The organism is Mucilaginibacter sp. (genome assembly GCF_965277465.1).
GTDB lineage: Bacteria > Bacteroidota > Bacteroidia > Sphingobacteriales > Sphingobacteriaceae > Mucilaginibacter.
In genome coordinates this window covers 126205-150067 of the sequence record NZ_CBDICW010000002.1, presented here as the reverse complement: position 1 = coordinate 150067, position 23863 = coordinate 126205, and the positions used below count along the sequence as shown (strand labels likewise).

Here is a 23863-nt window from a genome sequence, read left to right as displayed (position 1 = left end):
CATGAGTAATAAACTAATAAGCCCGGGCATAAGTATTTTAACAGGTTGCTGCATGTTATTCAGCATTGTATCATGCAGTTCAAACAACACTGCCGATGATACCAGGCTACCGTATGTTATACCCGATTCATTGCTGCGCACATTAGTAATTGATACTGTAAAAACATCAAACGTACAGGATGCTATAAAATTTAACGGCATAGTTGATTTTAATACTGATAAGGTGGTTAACGTTTTCCCCTTAGTGAGCGGGAATTTAGAAGATGTAAAAGTAATGCCCGGCGACTATGTAAAAGCGGGCCAGGTATTAGGGGTGGTAAAAAGTGCCGAAGTTGCCAACTATAACGCCGCCCTTATTAATGCCGAAGCTAATGTCCGCTTAACGGCAAAACAATTAAGCCAGCAAAAAGACCTGTTTAAAAGTGGGCTGGCATCGCAGGTTGATATTACCAATGCCGAATCAAATTACGAGCAGGCTGTAGCTGCCAAAATAGCTGCCGAAAAAATACTGAGTATTAACGGTAACAATAAAAATGGCGAATACTTTATAAAAGCGCCTATTGATGGTTTCATTGTACAAAAAAATGTTACTAACGGTACATCCATCCGTACCGATAATAATGCCGGGTTGTTCACCATATCTGATTTAAAAGATGTTTGGGTACAAGCCAACGTATACGAACAAAATATTGACAAGGTACATGAAGGCGATGAGGCCGATGTTACTACCATATCATATCCCGATAAGGTTTTTAAAGGCCGCGTTGATAAAATAATGAACGTGCTTGACCCTACAACCAAGGTGATGAAAATGCGCGTGGTTTTAAATAACCCCGGTTTTGTTTTAAAACCGCAAATGTTTACCACGGTAGCCATAAATACTACCACGCACCAGCAGGCAACAGCTATTGCCAGCAGCGCACTTATTTATGATAACAGCCAGTACTATGTTATTACTGTAAAAGGCAAGAAGAACCTACAGATAACTCCGGTTGATCTTATCAGCATAAATGGAAAAACAGCCTATATAAAAAGCGGAGTAGCCACGGGCGAGCACCTGATAGGCTCACAAGCATTGCTTATTTACGGTTCATTAAACAGCTAATTATCAACACCATATAAATAGATAATGATAAAGATACTTAGAAGTATAATTGGGTTTTCGCTTAAAAACAAATACCTGGTTATTAGTGCTGCTGTTTTATTGGTTATTTCCGGGGTATTTACCTTTATGCAGATGCCTATTGAGGCTTTCCCGGATGTTACCAATACCGAAATTGATATAATAACCCAATGGCCGGGTCAAAGTGCCGAAGAGGTTGAAAAACTGGTTACCATCCCTATTGAGATAGCATTAAACCCGGTGCAAAAAAAGGTGAGTCTGCGCTCAACCACCATATTTGGCCTGAGCTATGTTAAAGTTATTTTTGATGATGATGTAAAGGACCCCGAGGCAAGGCAACAGGTGTTTAATTTACTAACCAACGCCACCCTGCCAAATGGTATTACGCCATCGGTACAACCACCCACCGGCCCCACCGGCGAGATATTCAGGTACACGCTGCGCAGCAAGGTAAGGGATGTTCGCGAGCTTAAAACCTTGCAGGATTGGGTAATTGACCGCCGTTTAAAAGCTATACCAGGTGTTGGTGATGTAAACAGCTTTGGCGGCAAAACAAAAACTTTTGAAATCACAGTCGACCCTAAAAAACTGGCCTCGTTAAACATTACGCCGCTTGATGTATTTACAGCCATCCAAAAAACAAATATTAATGTTGGCGGCGATATGATTGTACAAAACAACCAGGCCTTCGCCGTCCGCGGGATTGGCTTACTAAAAGACATCAGCCAAATTCGTAACATTATAATAAGTAACAATAACGGGGCGCCCATACTGGTAAATGATGTGGCTACCGTAAGCATATCAAACCTGCCGCGTTTGGGTTGGGTTGGCCGCAGCGATGCTATTATTGATAAGGATGGAAAACGAACAGTTATTGATGATGAAGATGCTGTTGAGGCAATAATAGTAATGCGTAAAGGGGAAAACCCATCGTTAGTGCTCAATGCGGTTAAAGCCGAAATAAAAAAGCTAAATGATGATATACTGCCTGCCGATACCAAGATAGTCCCATATTACGATCGTTCAAACCTTATCGGGTATGCCACACATACGGTATTGCATAACCTTATTGAGGGTATACTGCTGGTAACCTTCCTGGTATCGTTGTTTATGTTTAACTGGCGCACCACATTAATAGTTTCCATTATTATACCAATGGCGCTGTTGTTTGCATTTATATGCCTGCACTTAATGGGCATGTCGGCAAACCTGCTATCCTTAGGTGCAGTTGATTTCGGGATCATAATTGATGGCGCTGTGGTTATGGTTGAGGGTATGTTTGTAATACTCGATCATAAGGCGGTACAGGTAGGCATGGAGCGCTTTAACAAATTAGCTAAAATGGGCCTCATTAAAAATAAGGGTGCCGAGCTTGGTAAGGCTATATTTTTTGCGAAACTTATTATCATAACCGGCCTGCTCCCAATTTTTGCTTTTCAAAAGGTCGAGGGTAAATTATTTTCGCCGCTGGCATATACGCTTGGCTTTGCCTTGTTCGGGGCACTTATTACCACACTTACGCTGGTGCCGGTACTTATCAATCTGCTGCTTTCAAAAAACGTGCACGAAAAACACAACCCCTTTGTGCACAAGCTATCGGGCTTTATGCTGTTTGGGTTTACTAAGGCCTTTAAATATAAAAAGCTTGTAGTTACCACTTCGCTTATTGTAATGGTAATAGGCTTACTGGCATTCAAACTTTTGGGAAGCGAATTTTTACCCGAGTTAAATGAAGGTTCAATTTGGCTAAGGGTACAATTGCCTTACAGCGTATCCCTCGAAAAATCGGTTGAAACATCCAAACAGGTGCGCAGTATATTAATGACTTTTCCGCAGGTGCAATACGTAGCCTCGCAAACCGGCCGGCCCGATGATGGTACCGATGTAGCTGGCTTTTATAATAATGAGTTTGATGTGGTAATGTACCCTGAGGATGATTGGAAACCTAAAATATCCAAAGAGGAGCTGATTACACAAATGAATAAAAAGCTCAGCGTGCTGCCCGGTGCCGATCTTAATTTTTCGCAGCCGATCAGTGATAACGTGGAAGAAGCCGTATCAGGTGTTAAGGGCTCCATTGTTGTAAAGGTTTACGGCGACTCATTAAACTACATGGAAAAAAAAACTGACGAGGTTTACCAGGTACTAAAAGGGGTTAGAGGTATTGAAGATTTAGGCGTATTAAAAAGCATAGGCCTGCCCGAGCTGGATATTAACCTCGATCAGCAAAAAATGGCGCAGTACGGTGTATCGGCAGCCGATGCAAACTCCGTTATAGCTATGGCCATAGGCGGTACAGCAGCATCAACATTATACGAAGGCGTACGCACATTTGACATCCGTGTACGTTTCCCCGAAGCATTCCGTAAAACACCCGAAGATATTGGCAACCTGCTTGTCCCCACGCTAAATGGCTCACGTGTCCCTGTTAAAGAAATAGCTGTTATCAGTCAAAAAACTGGCCCCTGTTTAATTTTTAGGGACGAGAACGAACGTTTTGCAACCCTTAAATTCTCGGTTCGTGGTCGCGATATGGGCAGCACCATTAAAGAGGCACAGGAAAAAGTAAATGCCAAAATAAAGGTAAAAAAGGGCTACCACATGGCCTGGCAGGGCGATTTTGAAAACCAGCAGCGTGCCGAAAAACGGCTTACACAGGTTGTACCTATCAGCTTAGCGCTTATCTTTTTATTACTGTTTATCATGTTCGGTAATTTTAAGGATGCCTCGCTCGTATTCCTCAACGTGCCGTTTGCAATAGTTGGCGGTATAGCTGCATTACTTATTACAGGTACAAACTTCAGTATATCAGCAGGTATAGGTTTTATAGCGCTGTTTGGGATATGTATACAGGATGGTGTATTGCTCATCACGGTATTTAAACAAAACCTGGATATTATTCAAGGCGAAAGGCTTACCCTTTATACCGCTATTAAGCTTGGCGTAAACTCCCGGATCAGGCCAGTAATGATGACGGCATTAATGGCAGCTATCGGCCTTTTCCCGGCGGCAATTTCACATGGTATCGGTTCAGAAAGTTCAAGGCCGCTGGCAAGGGTAGTAATTGGCGGTATACTATGCGCAATGCTGTTTAGCCTGTGGGTGTTCCCGCTCATTTTTGGCTGGGCATACAGAAAAACAGATACAACAACAACTTAATGAATTATAGTTTTTTAACAAGATAATTAATACCCCTAACTTTTATTAATGCTTTTGATGGCAGTACGGCTATGCTGTACTGCCTGATAAGGTTATGTAGGCGCTAATAGTAAGGCTCAATTATCAATAAAAAACAGGTTATTTCCCTCCTTTTTAACTAAACCCTGTTTCGGCTACAATAAACCTATATTCGGCTAAATCCCCGTCGTTATTGCTAAGCACCTTTGTATCAACAAAAAGATAGCAACATGAAAATTATAATTACAGGTTCGTTAGGGAACATCAGTAAGCCGCTAACCAAAGAGTTAGTACACAAAGGGCATTTAGTTACTGTGATCAGCAGCAAGTCCGAAAAACAGTCTGCCATTGAGTTATTAGGTGCAACAGCCGCTATAGGTTCAATTGAAGACGTAACGTTTTTGACCAACACTTTTACCGGTGCCGATGCCGTGTATTGTATGCTGCCACCGTTTGACTATTTCGATCCTAATCTGGACATCATGGCAACTACCCGCAGGCAGATTGGCAACTATTGTGCAGCCATCCTTGCATCGGGGGTTAAAAACGTAGTGCATTTAAGCAGCATAGGTGCACATACAGATAAAGGCAATGGCTTACTTGCTTTTCATCACCTTGCCGAGCGTTTGTTTAAAGAACTGCCTTCGGATGTTATAATAAAGCATGCCCGGCCTGTAGGTTTTTATACCAATATGTATGATTTTAAAACCTCTATTGAAGCAAAAGGATTTCTTGGCATCTTTTTAACAGTCAGGTTTAATGGCTTATGGAGTTTAATAACCGGTAAAAAAGGCGTTATAGCCGCAAACTATGGTGCTGATGATAAAATGCCCTGGGTTTCGCCGGTTGATATTGCAGCGAGTATTGCTCAACTCCTTACCACACCATTTGTTGAAAGGATGTTTCAGTATATTGCCAGCGAAGAGCTAACCTGCAATGAAATTGCAAAAATTATTGGCACAGCCATTGGCAAACCCTGGTTAAAATGGGCATTAATGTCTGACAAAGACATGCTGGGTGGTTTAAAAATGTTTAAAATGCCGGAGTCGAGGGCTCAGGGCGTTGTTGATATGAATGCCGGTATGCATAATGGCCTGGTAAATGAAGATTATTATAAAAACAAACCAAAGGTAATGGGCAAAATAAAGATGAAAGATTTTGCTAAAGAATTTGCCGCAGTTTATAACCAGTAAACCATATATTGTAATATGTCAAGCAATCAACCATACCGGATAAAAACGATCACTGAATATCACCGTTTAGTCGGGCTTCCAAAGCCCGAACATCCTTTGATCACGGTGATTGACATTGCAACCTTTAAACCCCCGGTTATTGAGGGCCCCATTAGTTTAATTTTTGATTTTTATACCATCTCCCTGAAAAGAGATTTAAATGCCCGGATAAAATACGGACAGCAAACTTGTGATTTTGATGAAGGTGTAATGTTTTGTATGGCGCCGGGACAGGTTTGGGGACTGGAGTTTGAAAAGGAATCTACACAAAAACCATCGGGGTGGATGATATTGATCCATCCTGATTTTTTATGGAACACCCCGTTGGCAAAGTCTATCAAACAATATGAGTATTTTGGTTATTCGGTTAATGAAGCCTTATATCTTTCTGAAAAAGAAGAAAACCTGATTACCGGGATAGTACAATATATTGAGCAGGAATATCACGCCAATATTGACAAATTTAGCCAGAATGTAATTATAGCCCAGCTGGAGGTAATACTGACCTATGCCGACCGTTTCTATCAGCGCCAGTTCATCACCCGTAAAATCTCCAGCCATCAGATAGTTAACCGGGTAGACGATATAGTGACCCAATATTTTAACAGCGGGGCTTTAACCAAACATGGTTTGCCTACCGTAGCCTATATTGCAGGCGAATTAAATTTATCGCCCGGTTATTTGAGCGAATTACTTAAAGCAATAACAGGGCAAAGCACCCAGCAGCATATCCATAACAAGCTGATTGAAAAAGCCAAGGAGCAATTATCAACCACCGGTTTATCGGTAAGTGAAATTGCTTACGAATTAGGGTTTGAGCATATGCAATCTTTCAGCAAGTTATTTAAAGCAAAAACCAATCTTTCACCCTTAGCATTCAGACAGGCATTTAATTAAGACAATTATTGAGTTTACAGATGTAGGAGTTTAACCTTTCTTTATTATTTTGATTTGTTTAGGGCCATTTACTTCAAGTAAACACTGGTTTAATAGAACCGGGAGTTGCTGTGAAATCCGTTTCATTATTTTAAAACAAGCTTAAGCTAATCTATAAATTATGCTGAATAAAATACATGGCGCATTATCGCTTTGCGCCAATTAAAGCATGGCTGTAATAACTTTTTTACCCTGTTAAATTAAACGGATTTATAACAAAATAAGGCACAGATCACCTTACTTTTGTGAACGGATAATTTAGAAAGATTTTTAGCATGGAAATAGGTGTTGATAGTTTTGCATCGGCCATGTATGGCCGCAATGCATTGAGCAGTGTGGATGCAATGGAACAATTGCTTGACAGGATAGCATTTGCCGATGAGGTTGGTTTAGATGTTTTTGGCATTGGCGAACACCATAAAAAAGAGTTTTTAGATTCTGCTACCGCAGTGATCCTGGCTGCAGCAGCCGCCCGCACCAAACGCATCCGCTTAACCAGTGCGGTCACCGTGCTGAGTGCTGCCGACCCTGTCCGTGTATTCCAAAGCTTTGCCACGCTTGACCTGATCTCAAAAGGCAGGGCCGAGTTAGTAGTTGGCCGTGGTTCGTCTATAGAGGCGTATCCTTTATTTGGCTTTAGCCTGAACGATTACGACGCCTTGTTTAAAGAAAAACTTGATCTGTTACTTAAAATACGCGACCATGAGTTTGTAAGCTGGTCGGGTAAATTCAGGGCGCCGTTGGATAATCTGCCTGTTTACCCAAGACCCTTGCAGGAAAAACTGCCCGTATGGCTTGGCGTTGGCGGCACACCTGAGTCGTTTGTAAGAGCAGGCACATTGGGATTGCCCCTAATGGTAGCTGTTATTGGCGGCGAAACACACCGTTTTCGCCCACTGATTGATCTTTATCGTGAAGCCGGACAAAGAGCAGGATTTAAGCCGGAGCAATTAAAAGTGGGTTTGCATTCACCCGGCTATGTGGCGGCAAGCAATGAACAGGCAACAGCCGATTATTATCCGGGTTATGCAGAGCTTTGGACAAAATTAGGCAGGGAACGCGGATGGCCACCAGTTACCAAAAGCCAGTTCGATTCATTAATTGCGCCAAGAGGCGTACTTGTTGTTGGCGGACCGGAGCAGGTGGCAGAAAAACTATTACGCCACAGCCAGGCCCTGGGCGGCGTTGACCGGTTTACTTTCCAGATGGATAATGCCGGGCTTACCCATTCGCAACTAATGAGTTCGATAGAATTAATTGGTAAAAAAGTTATACCGCTGATAAAGGCTAATGCTTAATAAGTTAAAAATTAATAAAGCAGTTGTTTTTTAACATGACCATTAAACATGGCCGGAATGAGCTGGCTGCTGGTTAGGATAATCCTGAATTGCACTTTTTCCATCTGTAGGCAGCACTGCAATAAAAATCAATAAGAATCAACCTGCACCGGTAGCTTTTTAATTAACCGCGAATAATCCTATAACTACCACTGATAATGCATTGCGTTTTATAAATCTGGCACGTTTATTTGTATTGTATATTTTATGTACGATCATATCCGTACAAAACATTTAAACATCAATTTACCATGCGAATAGTAACACTTGAAGAACATATTTCTTTTCCGGAAATGACCAGTAAAATACCTAAAGAGGCTTTAGGTGGCTTTGGCCAGTCAGTAGCTATGCAAAGGATGGCCCCAAAGCTGGCTGATATAACCGGGGAACGTTTACAATCAATGGATGATAATGGCATTTCGATGCAAGTGCTGTCGGTAGATAGTTCGGGCGCCAATTTGTTAAATACTCAGGATGGCCCTGACTTTGCCATGCAATATAACGACCTGATTGCGGAAAGGATTAAAGGGTTTGAGAACCGCTTTACAGGTTTTGCGCTGCTGCCGATGACAGCACCAGTTGCCGCTGCCGACGAGTTAGAACGCGCAGTTAAACAACACAACTTTTGCGGTGCAATGATAAGGGGACTAACGCAAGAAAAGTTTTTAGATCAACCCGAATTTGCACCCATATTTGAACGGGCCGAGAAACTTGACGTACCCATTTATCTGCACCCCGGCTTGCCGCCAAAGGGGGTAGCCGATATTTATTATAGTGGCCTGCCTAATTATTCGGGCATGGCCGAAGCTTTGGCCTGTTACGGCTGGGGATGGCATTCAGAAACTGCACTACATGTGCTGCGCCTGCTGTTTTCAGGCATATTTGATCAATATCCTAAACTGAAACTCATCATCGGCCACATGGGAGAAATGCTGCCCATGATGATGGCCCGATCAGAAAAAGCATTAAAACCGGGTAATGGTGGCGCCAACCAGCGCACGCTTACCGATACTTTTAGGGATCAGCTTCATATTACTACCAGTGGCTTTTTCACCCAGCCACCGTTAAAAATTGCTCTGGATACTTTTGGTATTGATAACATTATGTTTTCGGTTGATTATCCGTTTAGTACAAACGAAATGGGAATTGAATTTTTGAATGCCATTGAACTCCCTGCCGAGCAAATAGCACAACTTGCACATGGCAATGCAGACAAGCTACTGAAGTTAAAGATATAAAGGTGTAGGTATTGATAATAGGTATTCCGCACATCAGCTACAGGACAATAAACTTAATGGACAATTACGCCTGATTTACAATATTGTAATTAATCCCGATCAATTAAATCGGTAGCTTTTTCCAATACTTCATCGCGACCGGCTTTTAGTCCTTGTATGGTAGGCTTAACTACATAATCAATTTTCACACCTGTATGTTGCGCGCAAGTACCGTCGGGATAATAAACGCCAAGGCCGGATATATAAGTAGTGAAATTTCCCGGCAGGTTAATTTGTGAAATATTGCCGTCGGCCCCTGCGCTGGTGCTGCCAATCACCTTAACATTGGGGATGGTTTGCAGTGCCATCGTCACAAATTCGGCATTACTTTGGGTTATCGCATTTACTAAAATTACAATTTTACCCTTATAATGTTCGCCTGTTTTATTGCCGCCATAGCTTGCTGTAGTGGTGTAAAACATGCCGGGATACGCAACCGAGCCCGCTGTAAACTTGGCAAATACTGATGAATCAGTTTTCAGGTACTTACCTAATGTATTGATCACATCGTCTGAAGGATAACAACGCAGATCAATGATGATGCCTTTGGTTGATGAAAACTTCTTTTCAATATCATCAAGCATAGCTCTTTTATAGGTACCCGGAAAAAAGCACCCGATTTTTTCATTCAACATATAATAAGCCGGCTTTGAAGGATCAGCATTAAAATCGAGCGCGTAAAAATTAACATTAGCCATTTCTATTGCCCTGCATTTTACTTGCACCTGCTGATCATTGCGGATCAGTTTAAATATAAAAGCAGGGTTTTGACTCCGCAGCAAAAAATTACCGGTAACATCTCTGAGTTTACCCTCATAATTTGAGGCAGGTACTATTGGCAGGTATTTTTTTAACAGCCCGGCAATTGTACTTCCGTTAATTTCGGTAATAACATCGCCTATCTTAAACTGATCTTTTACATTTAGCGTATCCTTATAGTAACCGGTAACAACCAGCTTGTTTTCAATAAACCTGGCCTGAAACGGCAAACGATAAGTACCTTTATGGGCTTCAAACACATCGTTTTGTATAAAAGCGTGCGTATCGTTAATACGGGCTATCAGTTCAACCATTGTTTTGGCATAGTCGGTTTTATTCCTGATAGCAATAAATTTGGGGATATACTCGCTTAATATATTATTCCATCCGCCCGCTATCGAATTACGGTTTGGGCAGAAATAATTAATCATACTCCAATAACGGTAAAGGGCTAAAAGCCGGTATCCGGCATCGGGATAAAGCATTTTTACATATCCCTCTTCATGATGAAACTCCGGGTTATTGGCGGCTGTAGTATCTAAATTTACATAGTAGTTGCTCCCGGTATTCCTATTGGCAATAATATAGCGCAATTTTGCAACAAGCGTTTTACTAAATATGTGGTTGGTATATAAGGTGCCATAATCAGGCTTGTTGTACAGATCTTTAATTTTATTAATATCTGTACAGTTTTTGCAAGCCGAAGGTTTTCCTAATCTATCAACCCAATGCTCTAATACGATTGAAAGCTGCTTATCAGATTTACTTTTCAGCACTGCCGGCATCACCCTAAAAAGCTCAGCATCCCAATTATGTTCGCCGCTTGCAACCGCCGGATGATAGTATTTTAACAGCCCCCATAGTTGCCCCAATAATGTTAAATAAGCCGTATTTTTTCCCTTCAATAAAACGGTATCAATCCCTGATCTTTTTGCGAAGGCTGAATCCTTTACAGCACCGTACACATGCCGCTGAACTACCTTTACCTTTTCAATCGGAACTTCGTCTAAATATAAACGGAGGCTGTCTACCCACATTTTTCCCTTACCGGCCAGCAAAGCCCCCATATTGATAGTTACACCTTCGGTTTCATCATAAGGAACCTGGATCATATATTCTTTCCAGTCGTTTGTTCCGGTAATGCCATTGTTCTGCATATTATCAAAGCCAAGCGTTTTTTTATCCTTGTCATCAACGCGCAGCCAGATACCAGCCCAGCCTCCGGTTACATTTTCAGTTTTTATACTTGCAATCAGGATCAGGTTCTTGCCGTGAAAAGATTTGTTTATAGGGAAATTAATTGCGCCAAACCCGTTTTTACTATTGCCGGGGGTAATAGAAACGGAGTACTTACCTTGTCTTTTCACCAGGCTATCAACCTTAATTTCGTAAGTATTATGGCCATCAAAAGTAAGGTCCCAACCTACCGGGTTGCCTTTACTATCTATCTTTTCAAAATTCCCATTAAATTTTACCTGTCCGTTAACAACCGTGCATAAAAGCATGGGCATCAATAACAAAAAAAGTTTAGTCATCAGCCTTTGATAAGTTTAAGTGCAACCGCAAGTTAAATAATGAAGCAATTAGATCTATAACTTTAACATAAGTTAACTATTACAAAGAAACACAATAGCAGGTTACCCAATTTAGCTCAAGTCGATATTCATTTGCTGCAACAAACCATCACTAATTATATATACATGCTTTACTTTTCCATCAAATAAAATATTGCCATCAAAATCTTTTACCAGTTGGTCAACTTCAACCTCTAATGTTCCGTCTTCTCGCTCACGGAAACCAACCGGCGTTACTTTTGGGTCAATCTCTTTCCACTGCCTTTCCCAATAAGCTCTCACATCATCATGCCCGATGGCATAGTCACCCTCCCAGGCCCTTGACCATTTAACTTCGGGGTGCATTACCATTAGTATTGCGTCAATATCCCGGGCATTAAAAGCAGCATAAGCACTTTTAATTAAAGCTTGATTTTTTAGCATTTTTTCCTCAGCTGTCATAGTGCAACTAAATTAGTTAAATTCTAAATATGGAGGTAGATTTAATGACCTAAACCACGCTTTTCAATTAGCTGTTATATAAAAAAGAATACCCTGTGATCCACTACTTTTAACCATTACCGTAATTTATTTAAGATTTGTAAATTGCCTATATATCAACGGCTAAACTCAAAATCAGGGCAGATAATATTGCCAGCAATATATCGTTTACTGTGGCATACAAATAAGCATCAAACCAATATAGAGATGAATAGGAGCCTTTACATTATTTTAATTGTTTTTTTGGGTTTAACCACCGTATCGGGTATATGGAGCTTTGTATTCGGGTTGCAAATGGGAGCCGAAATTTATAAGCTTGGGTCGTTCATCTCCTGGTTTATATTGGGGAATATAATTGCCTTTACAGCATCCATAATTTTGTTGAAATATTATTATGATCAAAACTACCGCTTTGCCTTTTATACAGGAATTATTAGCGTAATAATAAATCTCGTCTTTATAGTTCTTGTTTATATTATGTTAACGACAGGAGAACTGGAAAGCTATTATCTGCCTGCAATCCTGCTGAGCTTGCTTTCCAATATTGTATATGCTTTGGGCCTTATATTTTCAGGCACACGAACAAGGTTCTGGCTAAAGCTGGCAGGCGTCTGCGGCTTGTTAACAGGCCTGGTTGTGATGCTGGCACTTATTGGCCGGGTTTACACCAAAGATGCCGCATTTGTTGCCTTATTAGGAAAAATTACCCAATGGAGCCCGCTTGCCTGGAACCTGGTTAATGTATTGTTTATTATGAATTTATTGGGAGAGATGAGGGCGCTAAAAACTGAAACTGTAAAGGCCACCAGGCAACAGTTTTTAGCAGTAGTATTTGGCCTGGTTGCAATAGTGGCCATAGCACTAACAATAAAAACAGGAGGATCATTAATTACAGAGCGCGATGCACATGTTGATTGGCGGCAATTCAATGCTGTAGAGGCACAGCAGTTGGTTGGATTAGCAGGGGGAGCTAAAACCTATGTTGACAAGGATGGAGACAGCCTGCATTATCTTTTAATAAAACCGATGAATTACGATAAAAAAAAGAAGTACCCTTTAGTTGTGTGCCTGCCTTATGGAGGTTACGAAGCCGGAGGGGCTGAATTCCTGTCGACTGATTTTAACAGATACACCTACCGCGCATTTATTTTGGTACCCTTTTGCCCCGAGGGTGAAGGATGGGGAGGTATTGCAGGGAACGCTTCGCTGGAAACAATGGTTTATGAAACCATTAATAAACTAAATGAGCCTGGAATAGATATAAAAAGACGTTACGTAACAGGAGTGTCACGCGGGGGATATGGAACATGGGAATTTATCTGTACGCATCCTGATATGTTTGCTGCAGCCATACCTGTAAGTGGAGCAGGCGACCCTGACCTTGCATCAAAAATTGTTAATATGCCAATATGGGCGTTTCATGGCGCCGAAGACAAAAATGTACCAGTCAGCGGTACGCGGGATATGATTGCAGCAATTAAAAAGGCCGGAGGATACCCCATATATACAGAATATGTTGATGGAGCACACAACATCTGGGAAAATGTTATTAAAACACCGGATCTATTACCCTGGCTTTTTGCACAGAAACAGAAGTAATAATACTTATCCGTTAGCCGTATGTAATATGCAGAAGGTAGCATTTGCGGATCTTCAAAAAAGCTATAAAGCAACCAAAAAATAAAAAGCATAAAAAAAAGCCCGGCAGACGTGCGGGGCTTGTGCTCTTCAGAGTGTCCGGTTAAAATTTATCCGTTATAGCTGGGATCAAATTCCACAATCCATTCAATGCCATATTTATCCCTGAACATTCCGGCGTATGTACCCCAGGGGCTATCGCCGATCGGTCCTTCAATATCCCCGCCTGCTGACAATCCGCTAAATATTTTGTCTGCTTCTTCACGGCTTTCGGCGCTAACTACAATTTTAGATCTGTTTTCGCTTTCGCTTACCCGACCCAAAAATGCCGGAACGTCATTGGCTATTAGAACATTGTTTTTACCAATAGGTAATGCAATGTACATTATTTTGTTTGCCTCTTCAGCATCGGCTGCCATCGGAAACTCGGCGCTTGATAGATCTTTGAAACGGATGATCTTTGTAAATTCTCCGCCAAAAACTGATTTGTAAAAAGTAAACGCTTCTTCGGCATTGCCATTGAAGTTGATCCAGGGATTGATTGTTCTCATAATTTTTAATTCTTAAAGTGATTGTAAATTTTCTTTTAGGTTGTCTATGATAAAGTAGCCAAAAGTTCTTCCAGATTTTTTAAGGTCATTGTGAAGCCTATTTTGAAGCCTTCCAATAATTTCTCCAATCGCTCAAACGATTCATTATAAATGATAATGTCCACTTTGGTTATACCATTTTGCTCGCTGAAGGTGTAGTCCCAGTCAGACCCCGGCAATTCGCGGTTTTCGTTTTCATCTGCAAACGCGTTGTACATCTTAAAATTGGTTTTCGGGGTAATCGATGTAAATTCCTGCACCGCCCAACGTTCCAGTCCGTCGGGGCTTATCATTGCGTAAAATCGCCGCCCGCCAACTTCAAAATTCATATACTTGGTTTTGGCACGCATAGGTGCAGGCGCCCCCCATTGGTCCAGCAGTTCGGCTTTGGTAAAAGCATCCCATACTAAAGTATGTGCGGCATTAAATTCCCTGGTTATATAAACCGTCTTAGCTGCTTTGTCAACATTAAAATCAAATAGCAAATCGTTGTTCATTATTTCTGTTCTTTAATTGTTGTTAATAATTGGTCAAGTTGGTTAAATTGAGTTTCCCAGTTTTGCCTGAATTGGGCCAACCAGTTGTCAAATTCCTGCATTTTTTTTGCATTAAAGTGATAATAAATTTCCCTGCCGCTCTGCTTGGGTTTAATCAATTCGCATTCTTGTAATACTTTAATGTGTTTCGATACTGCCTGCCGGCTCATATCAAATTTTTCTGCCATTACATTTGGCGTTAAAGCCTGTATAGCAATTAAAGTTAAAATAGCCCTGCGCGTAGGGTCGGCAATAGCCTGGAATATATCTTTATTCATTTTGAATAGCTAATTAAGCAACCTAAAGGTTGCAAATATATATGCAACTTTTAAGTTGCGCAAATTTATTTTAAATTATTTTTCCAAATTAGGCTGACGGGAAGTTTTATTGACTGTCTTAGTCTTCTAATCAGCAACTTACTACAAAGGAGAATTAACTGATTTGATATATCCTAAAAGTTGGTATTTGAAGATTACAATATTAAGTCGCTTTTTGGGAGTGGATATATCCTTGTAATAAAGATTACAGATGGGGTAGAGAGAAAAAAAGAAGGGCAAGCGACCGATTTTTCGTGCTTGCCCATTATGGCTCCTGAGCCTGGACTCGAACCAGGGACCCTCTGATTAACAGTCAGATGCTCTAACCAGCTGAGCTACTCAGGAATCGTTTCCCGTTTAGGAGAGTGCAAAAGTATGATTTCCCGGTTAATTTCACAATATTTGTCAAAAAAAAATTAAAATAAAATTCAAATAAAATTTCATGAGTTTATTAGTGATTGGTACTGTGGCATTTGACGCCATTGAAACACCCTTTGGAAAGACAGATAAAATTGTTGGTGGGGCCGCAACTTACGCAAGTTTGGCTGCTGCCTACTTTTATGATAAGGTAAAAATTGTTGCCGTTGTGGGTGACGACTTCCCGCAAAGCGAAATTGAAGACCTTAATAAACACAACATAAGCACCGAAGGCTTACAGGTTAAAGCTGGCGAAAAATCATTTTTTTGGGCCGGCAAGTATCATAATGACATGAACAGCCGCGATACTTTAATTACCGAACTTAATGTTTTGGCTGATTTTGACCCTATCATCCCAGAATCGTACCAGGACTGTGATTACCTGATGCTGGGCAACCTTACGCCACAGGTACAGCAAACAGTCATCAAGCGCCTAAAAAACCGCCCTAAGCTTATTGTAATGGATACCATGAACTTTTGGATGGATATTGCACTGGACGATTTGCTGGAAACCATTAAAATGGTTGATGTATTGACTATTAATGATGCTGAGGCCCGTCAACTATCAGGCGAATACTCATTGGTTAAAGCTGCGCGCAAAATATTAACAATGGGCCCTAAATACCTGATCATTAAAAAAGGAGAGCATGGCGCTCTGTTATTTAACGAGGATCACATATTTGCTGCCCCTGCCCTTCCGCTTGCTGATGTATTTGACCCAACAGGCGCAGGCGACACCTTTGCCGGAGGTTTTATTGGCTATATGGCTAAAGTTGGCACGGTTAATTTTAACAACATGAAAAATGCCATCATCTTCGGATCAGCATTAGCTTCATTCTGTGTTGAGAAATTCGGCACTGAAAAAATAAGGAATCTTAGTCAGGCCGAAATAACTGCCCGTATAGAAGAGTTTGTGAACCTGGCGAAATTTGAGATATAACGTTTGCCTAACATTTTTCTTCTTTTAAGAAGACCTATATAAACTGACCGCTGTTTACGATCCTTTTAATTGGGAGATCAAACAGTGGTCAGTTTACCTACCGGGTCAAAATTCTGGAACACCCAATCATCATGCGGGGCATCGGCAAGTTCGGCCGTAAGATCCTGCCCTGCCCAGTGCTCATAATGTTTGCCATTACGCCATAAACGGCTGCATGTAACGTCGTATATCAACCCTTTGTAAGCTACCCACACTTCGGGTTTATCCTGCCCGTTACGCAACGCAAGCTGCGACCGGGTGTACACAGGTAGTTCAGTCATTTATATTTTTTGGATTTGCTTAATTAAATATAAAAGCAAATTAACAATTATGCTACCAATTAGCAGGCAAAAAAAAATCCCGCTGCTTTTGGCAGAGAGATTTCATTATATATTAAAGTATAGTTTAGTTTTCTGCGTAAACAGGTTTTGCTACACCATTATCATACGCCTTTAAGCTTTTCTTTAACAGCTTACGGGCAACATGTATACGGGTTTTCACTGTACCGATAGGAATCTCAAGGTGATCGGCAATTTCGTGATATTTATGGCCTTCAAAATACATAGTAAATGGCACATAATAATCAGCAGGTAATCTATCTAAAGCCTTTTTAAGGTCGTCCATTACAAATTTGGCTTCGCCTTGATTTTTTGTTGAACTAAATACCAGGTTAGGTGAGCTTATCTCATCAGATTTGGTAACAAAAGTGTTCATCTTTATAAAGCGACGGTAGTTATTTATGAAAGTATTTTTCATGATAGTGTATAACCACCCTTTTAAATTTGTTCCTTCTTTAAACTTATTGTAATAAGTTATGGCTTTCAACATTGTGTCCTGAACAAGGTCGTTAGCATCATCTGCGTCGTGGGTAAAGTGTAAGGCATAAGACCTTAGCGAGGTTGCCTGACGTAGTACTAGGGTGTTAAACTCAATCTTTGTCATTCTGTTAATGTTTTGTGTTAACAGTTAGGCAAACATGATACCATTAAAAAACTTTAAAGCATTAAAATAAGGGTATGTACTTTAAAGAAACATGCATTATCACAATAGTGTAATAAATACACCATAAAATTAGCAAGATGCTAAAAAACAGCTATTTAAACACAATAAAACGATTATTTAAAAGATCGTAAAATGAAAAACAGATGAAATTTATTAACGCCGGAAAATGCAGAATGAGCATCGTTTTTTTATTCCTAATAAAAAAAATTAACTAATAATATTCACCTCGCGTTGTAGCATAACGCCAAATTTAGTGTACACACTGTCTATGATTTGCGACGAAAATGTATACACTTCAGCACCGGTGGCATCTCCGTGGTTCACTAATACCAATGCCTGGTTCTTCCATGTTCCGGTATTTCCAACCACTTTTCCTTTCCAGCCGCATTGTTCAATCAGCCAGCCGGCAGCTAACTTTACCATATTATTAGCACCGGGGTAGTTTACAATCTCCGGGAATTTTGTTTGTAAAGGCAGAAACTCATTCATGCTGATCACGGGATTTTTAAAGAAGCTCCCCGCATTACCAATGGTTGACGGATCGGGCAGTTTAGATACCCTTATGCTGGCAACAACTTTTGATACATCGGCAATGGTGGGCTGATGAATGCCGCGGTTATTTAATTCCTGCTCAATGGCGCCGTATTTTAAATTAAAGCTGGGTATTAATGATAGCCTGAATTTTACCGACACAATAATGTACTGTCCCTTTAATTCGCTTTTAAAAATACTCTCCCGGTAATCAAATTGGCATTCATCCTTTGTAAAAGTTTTAAATGCACCTGTTGCCAGTTCAAAAGCAATGCAGCTATAAAAAACATCTTTCAGCTCTACGCCGTAAGCCCCAATGTTTTGAATGGGTGATGCACCAACCGAGCCGGGAATAAGGCTCAGGTTTTCCATACCTGCAAAACCACGGATAACGCAAAAGTTAACCAGATCGTTCCAAACCTCTCCTGCCCCCGCCTCAACAAACACTTCGTTATGGCTGATGCGGTGCTCTATACCACGAATATTGATACGGATTACCAGGCCGGCAAAATCATTTAGCAAAAGCATATTGCTGCCGCCGCCCAAAACCAGCATGGGGGTTTGCATCCATTGCGGATCCATAAAAAGTTCAACCAGATCGTCCTTATGGTTTATTTCAACAAAATACCGGGCGCTGGCTTCAACGCCAAATGTGTTAAAATTTTTAAGGGATACGTTTTCCTGGATCTGGAGCATAATAAAAAGCGTGCAATGGTGCAGCTATGCAAATGTGCGGATTGACGGATGAATATGCAAATATGTATTAGTGATGCTAATGCTGCCGCGGGTTTAGCGCAGCGTAACCCGTGACTAAATATGCCGGCAGTTTTCAACTGTAGCTAATACCCCAAAGCACTATGTTAGGGATGGCAACGGATACCGGCCTTTGTGCCTAAGGCCTTACAGGTGTATGAGTGAACAGCCCGGACCGCAGGCAACGCCCACATTAAGTTTATGTTAAGCCCTAAAAACCATCAGTGGCAATATGTATTTTTGAACTTTATTATTTAGCCATGAAAACAAAATTGCTGATCGGCCTGCTATTCTTAACCGTAAAGTTATGGGCTCAAACACCCGGAAAAATTGAACATACCGGGCAGGTGTTACTGCCCAACGGATGGAAGCTTAGTCCGGCAGGCACGGCATTACCCCTTGGCGATCTGCCTTTAAACATGCAGCTTTCCACTTCGGGCAGGTTGCTGGCGGTTACCAACAACGGGCAAAGCACGCAATCCATACAGCTGATTGACCCCAAGAGCCAAAAGCAGATTGACGAAAAAATTGTAGGTAAAGCCTGGTATGGTTTGGCTTTTAGCCATGATGAAAAAATGCTTTATGCATCGGGCGGTAACGACAACTGGATTGTGTCTTTTCAAATCCAGGATGATAAAATTGGCAAGGCCGATACTATTAAATTAGGCAGCCCCTGGCCAAAAAATAAAATTTGCCCAACCGGTATTGCGGTAAACAAAAGTAATACGCGTTTATACACGGTTACCAAGGAAGATAGTGCCTTGTATATTATTGACCCAATTAACCGCAAAGTGATAAAACAGGTTAAGTTAGCTGCCGAGGCATATAGCTGTATTCTGTCGCCGGATGAAAAAACGTTATACATATCTATATGGGGCGGCGAAGAAGTAAGCTGTTACAATACCACAACAGGAGCTATAAGCAGTATAAAAACGGGCAGCCACCCAAACGAGTTATTGCTGAACAAAAAAGGCACATACTTATTTGTGGCTAACGCGAATGATAATTCGGTTTCGGTTATTAATACCATTACCCGCAAAACAATTGAAGTTTTTTCAACCACACTGTACCCTACCAAACTAACCGGGTCGACAACCAACGGACTGGCACTATCGCCTAACGAAAAAACACTTTATATAGCCAATGCCGATAACAATTGCCTGGCTGTGTTTGATGTTACCAAACCCGGCAGCAGCCAAAGTATGGGTTTTATCCCTGTTGGCTGGTATCCTACCAATGTAAAAACATTAGATAATAAAATATTGATTGCCAATGGCAAGGGCTTTACTTCAATGGCTAACCCACGTGGGCCGCAACCAGTAAAAAAAGCCGATAACAGCGGCTACCAGAAAGGGGCAACAAACAGCAAAGAGCAATATATTGGCGGTTTATTTAAAGGTACGCTCTCATTTATTGATGCGCCAAAGCCCGAGCAACTAAAGGTTTATACCAAACAGGTATATGCCAACACACCTTTTAACAATAAGGTAACTGCCCTGGCAGCTGGCGAAGAGGGTAACCCTATTCCGCGTAAAAGAGGAGAGAAATCACCTATTAAGCATGTGTTTTATATTATTAAGGAGAACCGCACTTACGACCAGGTTTTGGGCGATCTACCGCAAGGTAACGGAGATAGCTCGCTTTGCATATTTGGCCATAAGGTTACGCCAAACCACCATGCTATTGCTACTGAATTTGCACTGCTGGATAATTTTTATGTAGATGCCGAAGTGAGCGCCGACGGGCATAACTGGAGCACAGCCGCGTATGCTACTGACTTTATTGAAAAAACATGGCCAACCAGCTATGGCGGCCGCGGCGGCGATTATGACTCGGAAGGAACCCGCAAAGCCGGCGACCCAAAAGATGGCTACATATGGGACTATTGTAAACGGGCGGGTGTAAGCTACCGCACTTATGGCGAATTTGCTGAGAATGGCAAAGCCAACATTAAATCATTACAGGGCCATTTATGCCCGGCATCGCCAGGGTTTGATTTAAATATAAAAGATTTAAAACGCGAGGAGATATGGGAGCATGATTTTGACTCCTTATTAGCCGTAAACGCGGTACCGCAATTTAATACCATTAGGATCTGTAACGATCATACCAGCGGGCAGCATAAGGGAGCTATTTCGCCTATTGCGGCAGTTGGTGATAATGACCTGGCAATAGGCCGGTTTATTGAACATCTTTCAAAAAGTGCTGCGTGGAAAGAGTCGGTAGTATTTATTTTGGAGGATGATGCCCAAAACGGCCCCGACCATGTGGACGCACACCGTTCGCCTGTTCTGATAGCCGGGCCTTACGTTAAACGTAATGCAGTGATCCATGACATGTATTCAACATCGGGCGTACTGCGCACTATTGAGCTGATATTAGACTTACCGCCAATGAGCCAGTATGATGCCGCAGCCGTTCCTTTATATGAATGTTTTACCAACAAACCCGATTTTTCGCCATACGTGGCAAAAGCGGCACAGGTTAACCTGGAGCAGCGCAATATAGCTGTGAACGAAAGCAGCAAACGCTCGCAATCATTTAACCTGGCAAAAGAGGATGCAGTACCCGACCTCATACTTAACGAGGTAATATGGAAATATGTTAAAGGCGAAAGCGCAGTAATGCCTGCCCCCAAACGCAGTGCCTTTGTAATATTAGAAAAGAAAAAGAAAGACGATGATGATTGATGAAGCATAAAATACTGCTGTATTGCTGCCGCGGGTTTAGCGCAGCGTAACCCGTGGTAAACTATGCCGGCAGTTTTCAACTGCCTAACATAACAACCTGAAAGGCAAACAACAAAAAAGCTTACCTTCTTTATCCCCGCGGAAAAGAGGGTAGGCTTTTTTCCTTTAGCGCCATCCAGTAAATGCTTAATCCTGATTTTAAAAACAAATTCATAATTTAGAAAGTTTTACAACCTATATATTAAAGCCTATGGCCATATTAGAAAACGACTTTTTAAAAGTTGAAATAAACGCAAAAGGAGCACAGCTTACCTCCATCTACAATAAAGCAACCCAAACCGAGCAACTTTGGCAGGCCGATGCAAACGTATGGCCCTGGCATGCACCTAACCTGTTCCCGGTTGTGGGCGGCTTAATTAATGATACTTTATTGGTTGATGGTAAGAGCTACCACATGGCGCGGCATGGTTTTGCAAGGCAATCGGAATTTGTTTTACTGGAGAATGACGAGGTACATGCTTCCTTTTCGCTCCCTAACAGCGAAAAAACATTACAGGTATACCCTTATAAATTTGATTTCCAGATTTTGTACACCTTAATTGATAACGCAATAAGGCTTACTTACAAGCTTATCAATCACGATAAAAAAACTATCTCTTTTTCTGTTGGCGGCCATCCGGCATTTAATGTTCCTTTTGGCCCCGGCGAAAACTATGAGGACTATTACCTTGAATTTGAAACTGAAGAGAAATTAGTAACACACCTGCTATCAAAAGATGGTTTTTTTAGTGGAGAAACGCACCCTGTGCCTACCCCTAAAAACAGGCTATACCTAACGCATGACTTGTTCGACTCGGATGCACTGGTATTTAAAAATATAAAATCAAGGGCGGTAAGCATAAAAAGTGATAAGCACGAACATTCCCTTTCGGTTGAGTTTCCGCATTTTAATTACCTGGGCATCTGGGCTAAAAGCGGGGCCGATTTTGTTTGTATTGAGCCCTGGTTAGGTTGCGCAGACACCGAAGGCAAGCATGTGGACATCAGCCAAAAAGAAGACATTCAAAGCTTAAAACCAGGGCATGTTTTTGAGGCCGCATACTTCATCAGTATTTAGCCATAAATAATTTTTACATTATTAAAACAAAACATAGGTTATTATTATTATTGAGAAACAAATCATCACAAATTTAAAAACTATGAAAAAGAAAATCTATCTATTTGCTGTTACTATGATGCTTACGTTAGCAGCTTTCAGCAGCCATGCTGCTACAGTTACTGATAACAAAAACACAGTAAACAAAGAGGCCATTGCCAACATGACCACTGAGCAGAAACAAGCCCGCATTGAAGAAATTAAAGAAAGGGTTAATGAGATCAAGGCAATGGATAAATCACAGCTTACTAAGGCTGACCGTAAAGAATTACGTACAGAGCTTAAAAGCTTAAAACACGAAGCTAATGCTATGGGTGGCGGTGGAATTTATCTTTCAGTAGGTGCCATTATCATCATTATATTAGTATTGATACTTATTCTGTAAGTTATTTCAGAACTATAAAGAAAAATGCCTGCCGATATTTATCAGCAGGCATTTTTTTTGGAACTGCCTTTTTTTAAAGGTAAATTAGGTGAATGATATTAACCGGTTAATTATTATACCCCCAAATTAAAACTGTTTGTATGATTACCGATCCAACTAAAAGATTTACCGACCGGGTAGCTAATTATGCAAAGTACCGGCCAACCTATCCTGATGAAGTAATTCAGTTTCTTAAAAAGGCAGGCAAGCTTAGTGATGATGCCGCCATTGCTGATATAGGTGCCGGAACCGGGATATTTTCAAACCTGTTACTCAACCACGGCTATACCGTTTTTGCAGTTGAGCCGAACCAGGCCATGCAGCAGGAAGCAAAACAATGGCTCGGTGCCAATAAAAAATACACCGCCATTGATGCCATTGCCGAAGCCACAACCCTGCCTACCAAAAGCATTGACCTGGTTACCTGTGCACAGGCCTTCCATTGGTTTAATGCCGACAGGGCTCGTTTTGAATTTAAAAGAATATTACACGATGACGGGCATGTTGCCCTGATATGGAATAACAGATCAACCACGGCTGATGCTTTCTCAATGGCTTATGAAAAGTTGTTGAAGCACGATATGGTTGATTACGACAAAGTAAATCACCGTAACATTACCGAGATAAACTTTAAAGCCTTTTTTAAAAATGGCGAATACCAAATTGCAAAATACCCTAACTCGCAGGTATTTGACGAGGATGGATTAATGGGCAGGGCATTTTCATCCTCATACGTTCCGGCGCAAAATTCCGAGAGCGGCAAAAATTTCCGCACGTTATTAAAAGCTATTTTTGATAAATACAATACTGATGGAAAAGTGAGCTTCCATTACGAAACCGAGATCTATTTTGGTAAAGTTTAAAAAAGGGCAGCTAAATAATATTCGCTTTTGTGTGCTCTGTGTTTTAACTCCGTGCTCTTTGTGGTAAAACTA

Annotated in this window: 20 protein-coding genes and 1 tRNA gene; 12 read left to right on the top strand and 9 right to left on the bottom strand. The window is 41.2% G+C overall.

Translation table 11 applies throughout. The annotated features are described in order from the left end of the window. Position 1 precedes the first annotated feature (1 nt). From ACQY4U_RS12950 to ACQY4U_RS12925, 6 genes are all read left to right on the top strand, one after another. On the top strand, positions 2-1105 hold the full coding sequence (locus ACQY4U_RS12950) for an efflux RND transporter periplasmic adaptor subunit (RefSeq protein WP_428329864.1): 1104 nt from the start codon (positions 2-4) through the stop codon (positions 1103-1105). Between the two features lie 24 nt (positions 1106-1129). Next, entirely contained in the window at positions 1130-4282 is a 3153-nt protein-coding gene (locus ACQY4U_RS12945; RefSeq protein ID WP_428329863.1) for an efflux RND transporter permease subunit, read from the top strand. A gap of 248 nt (positions 4283-4530) precedes the next feature. Continuing rightward, a complete protein-coding gene (locus ACQY4U_RS12940; protein ID WP_428329862.1) occupies positions 4531-5493 on the top strand; it encodes an NAD(P)H-binding protein in 963 nt (320 codons plus the stop codon). Positions 5494-5508: 15 nt separating this feature from the next. Continuing rightward, positions 5509-6429 carry a helix-turn-helix domain-containing protein gene (locus ACQY4U_RS12935; RefSeq protein WP_428329861.1) on the top strand — a complete coding sequence of 307 codons (921 nt, stop codon included), beginning with the start codon at positions 5509-5511 and terminating at the stop codon, positions 6427-6429. A 314-nt stretch (positions 6430-6743) separates the two neighbouring features. Next, positions 6744-7766, top strand: coding sequence for an LLM class flavin-dependent oxidoreductase (locus tag ACQY4U_RS12930; protein ID WP_428329860.1), 1023 nt, complete (start codon positions 6744-6746; stop codon positions 7764-7766). Positions 7767-8056: 290 nt separating this feature from the next. Continuing rightward, on the top strand, positions 8057-9043 hold the full coding sequence (locus ACQY4U_RS12925; RefSeq protein ID WP_428329859.1) for an amidohydrolase family protein: 987 nt from the start codon (positions 8057-8059) through the stop codon (positions 9041-9043). Positions 9044-9132: 89 nt separating this feature from the next. On the opposite strand, the gene ACQY4U_RS12920 is transcribed toward ACQY4U_RS12925, so the two are convergent. After that, a complete protein-coding gene (locus ACQY4U_RS12920) occupies positions 9133-11376 on the bottom strand; it encodes a S41 family peptidase (RefSeq protein WP_428329858.1) in 2244 nt (747 codons plus the stop codon). Between the two features lie 111 nt (positions 11377-11487). Continuing rightward, positions 11488-11856, bottom strand: coding sequence for a nuclear transport factor 2 family protein (locus ACQY4U_RS12915; RefSeq protein ID WP_428329857.1), 369 nt, complete (start codon positions 11854-11856; stop codon positions 11488-11490). Between the two features lie 246 nt (positions 11857-12102). Between ACQY4U_RS12915 and ACQY4U_RS12910 the strand changes: the two genes are divergently transcribed. Beyond that, positions 12103-13494 (top strand): hypothetical protein, encoded by a 1392-nt coding sequence (locus ACQY4U_RS12910; protein ID WP_428329856.1) that lies wholly within the window; start codon positions 12103-12105, stop codon positions 13492-13494. A gap of 149 nt (positions 13495-13643) precedes the next feature. Here ACQY4U_RS12910 and ACQY4U_RS12905 read toward each other — a convergent pair whose 3' ends face one another. The 4 genes from ACQY4U_RS12905 to ACQY4U_RS12890 form a co-directional block, all read right to left on the bottom strand. Beyond that, a complete protein-coding gene (locus ACQY4U_RS12905; RefSeq protein WP_428329855.1) occupies positions 13644-14084 on the bottom strand; it encodes a VOC family protein in 441 nt (146 codons plus the stop codon). A 44-nt stretch (positions 14085-14128) separates the two neighbouring features. After that, positions 14129-14620 carry an SRPBCC family protein gene (locus ACQY4U_RS12900; RefSeq protein WP_428329854.1) on the bottom strand — a complete coding sequence of 164 codons (492 nt, stop codon included), beginning with the start codon at positions 14618-14620 and terminating at the stop codon, positions 14129-14131. Beyond that, positions 14620-14937 carry an ArsR/SmtB family transcription factor gene (locus ACQY4U_RS12895; RefSeq protein WP_428329853.1) on the bottom strand — a complete coding sequence of 106 codons (318 nt, stop codon included), beginning with the start codon at positions 14935-14937 and terminating at the stop codon, positions 14620-14622. The genes ACQY4U_RS12900 and ACQY4U_RS12895 overlap by 1 nt, the downstream gene beginning before the upstream one ends. A 307-nt stretch (positions 14938-15244) precedes the next feature. Next, positions 15245-15321: transfer RNA gene (locus ACQY4U_RS12890), tRNA-Asn, on the bottom strand. A 97-nt stretch (positions 15322-15418) separates the two neighbouring features. On the opposite strand from ACQY4U_RS12890, the gene ACQY4U_RS12885 reads away from it, so the two are divergent. After that, on the top strand, positions 15419-16333 hold the full coding sequence (locus tag ACQY4U_RS12885; protein WP_428329852.1) for a PfkB family carbohydrate kinase: 915 nt from the start codon (positions 15419-15421) through the stop codon (positions 16331-16333). A 77-nt stretch (positions 16334-16410) separates the two neighbouring features. Here ACQY4U_RS12885 and ACQY4U_RS12880 read toward each other — a convergent pair whose 3' ends face one another. The 3 genes from ACQY4U_RS12880 to murB form a co-directional block, all read right to left on the bottom strand. Continuing rightward, positions 16411-16653, bottom strand: a complete 243-nt coding sequence (locus ACQY4U_RS12880) for a cytochrome b5 domain-containing protein (protein ID WP_428329851.1) — start codon at positions 16651-16653, stop codon at positions 16411-16413. Between the two features lie 124 nt (positions 16654-16777). Further along, on the bottom strand, positions 16778-17314 hold the full coding sequence (locus tag ACQY4U_RS12875; RefSeq protein WP_295794593.1) for an RNA polymerase sigma factor: 537 nt from the start codon (positions 17312-17314) through the stop codon (positions 16778-16780). 267 nt (positions 17315-17581) lie between these two features. Continuing rightward, complete coding sequence (murB, locus tag ACQY4U_RS12870) at positions 17582-18601, bottom strand: UDP-N-acetylmuramate dehydrogenase (protein WP_428329850.1); 1020 nt, start codon at positions 18599-18601, stop codon at positions 17582-17584. Between the two features lie 317 nt (positions 18602-18918). Here murB and ACQY4U_RS12865 point away from each other — a divergent pair, with 317 nt between their 5' ends. The 4 genes from ACQY4U_RS12865 to ACQY4U_RS12850 all read left to right on the top strand — a co-directional run bounded on the left by ACQY4U_RS12865 (position 18919) and on the right by ACQY4U_RS12850 (position 23791). Continuing rightward, the gene (locus ACQY4U_RS12865; RefSeq protein WP_428329849.1) at positions 18919-21348 is read left to right on the top strand and encodes a bifunctional YncE family protein/alkaline phosphatase family protein; all 2430 of its coding nucleotides are present in this window, start codon (positions 18919-18921) and stop codon (positions 21346-21348) included. A gap of 250 nt (positions 21349-21598) precedes the next feature. After that, complete coding sequence (locus ACQY4U_RS12860; RefSeq protein ID WP_428329848.1) at positions 21599-22465, top strand: aldose 1-epimerase family protein; 867 nt, start codon at positions 21599-21601, stop codon at positions 22463-22465. Positions 22466-22547: 82 nt separating this feature from the next. Then, a complete protein-coding gene (locus tag ACQY4U_RS12855; RefSeq protein WP_428329847.1) occupies positions 22548-22889 on the top strand; it encodes a hypothetical protein in 342 nt (113 codons plus the stop codon). 140 nt (positions 22890-23029) lie between these two features. Further along, positions 23030-23791: a class I SAM-dependent methyltransferase gene (locus ACQY4U_RS12850; protein ID WP_428329846.1), complete on the top strand. Its 762-nt coding sequence runs from the start codon at positions 23030-23032 to the stop codon at positions 23789-23791. The last annotated feature ends 72 nt before the right edge of the window (positions 23792-23863 follow it).